Here is an 804-nt window from a genome sequence, read left to right as displayed (position 1 = left end):
GCGGGGTGTCGCGGCAGAACCATGCCGTCCAGGCCGCAGGCCCACCGTGCGCCGGGCTGGCGGTGAACTCCCAAGTCATCAGGGGCTGCTCGGGGCGCCTCGGGTCGGCGCCGTCGGCGAGGTGGCGCGCCTGGCGCAGGCCGCCGGGGTCGCTGTAGTCGGTGTGGTCGGGCGTGTGCTCGGTATGCCAACCGGCGGCTTGCAGGACGTGTGCGGCGGTGGTCGTAGCGTCGGGGTCCGGGCCCGCGAGGTAGCGGGGCACGATCAGATACGGCTGCCTGATTCGGGGGTGGTGTGTCACGGTCGGCTCCGTGTGTTCGGGGGTTGGCTGGGTGGGTGGTTGGGGTGCCGCCCCGGCCCGGGGTGTGCGGGGCGGCACCCTGCCTGCGGGGCGCTCAGGCGCCGTTGATCAGGTGGCGGACCTGTGGCGGGGGGTGTACCCGGTGCGCCGCAGGGGCTGCGGGGATGCCAGGGCCGTGGTGAAGGCGGTGATCAGGTGAGCCGGGGTGGCGTTGTGGAATTCGGCCCACCACGGCGCCTCGTCTCCATCGCTGGTCCGTACCTCGACCTGCCACGCCTCCTCGTGGGCCTGGTCCAAGGCGGGGCCCGGGCGTGGCGGGGTGTGGGTGACTTCGGCGAGCAGGTCCGGTGCCAGGGCGCGGTCCCCGAATTCGGTGATGCTGTGCTGCCATCCGGCCTCGGTCAGGGGGTGCCAGACGGTGTCCGGGTGGCCGGTGTTGTGGAGGTAGGGCGGGTGGTCACTGCGGCTGTCGACGTCGGCGGCGAGTGCGGTGGTGAGGGCGG

1 protein-coding gene and 1 pseudogene are annotated in these 804 nt (G+C 73.5%); both read right to left on the bottom strand.

The features are described 5' to 3' along the window. Nucleotides 1-301: pseudogene (locus tag JK363_RS41455) on the bottom strand (DUF317 domain-containing protein); the annotation flags it as partial. A 108-nt stretch (nt 302-409) separates the two neighbouring features. Next, nucleotides 410-804 (bottom strand): SPDY domain-containing protein (locus JK363_RS41450; protein ID WP_201883493.1); only part of this gene is annotated, 395 nt, incomplete at its 5' end.

Source organism: Streptomyces coffeae, assembly GCF_016741875.1.
Lineage (GTDB): Bacteria > Actinomycetota > Actinomycetes > Streptomycetales > Streptomycetaceae > Streptomyces > Streptomyces coffeae.
Note: the sequence above shows the minus strand (reverse complement) of the source record. Positions and strands in the feature narration are given on the sequence as shown.